The sequence below is a fragment of the Paenibacillus vini genome (assembly GCF_018403325.1).
GTDB lineage: Bacteria > Bacillota > Bacilli > Paenibacillales > Paenibacillaceae > Fontibacillus > Fontibacillus vini.
Genome location: NZ_BOSL01000095.1, coordinates 1 through 219, shown reverse-complemented (window position 1 = coordinate 219; position 219 = coordinate 1). Strand labels below are relative to the sequence as shown.

Annotated in this window: 1 tRNA gene; it reads left to right on the top strand. The window is 44.7% G+C overall.

Features of this window, described 5'->3' with window-relative positions:
- Positions 1-26 precede the first annotated feature (26 nt).
- Positions 27-102 (top strand) — tRNA-Ala (locus KJS57_RS26315).
- Positions 103-219: the final 117 nt, after the last annotated feature.

Sequence of the window (219 nt, the reverse complement as noted above, 5' to 3'; positions counted from 1 at the left end):
TTTTTTCTGATCCTGGAGTTTGTTATGGGGCCATAGCTCAGCTGGGAGAGCGCCTGCCTTGCAAGCAGGAGGTCAGCGGTTCGATCCCGCTTGGCTCCACCATATAATTTCATTAATACCTTGCAGAATTTTGAACGTCACCGAAGGTGATCGTTACAAAAATCAGCACTTGATCCTTGAAAACTGGATAACGAAACGAAGAATTTGCGAATTAGAACA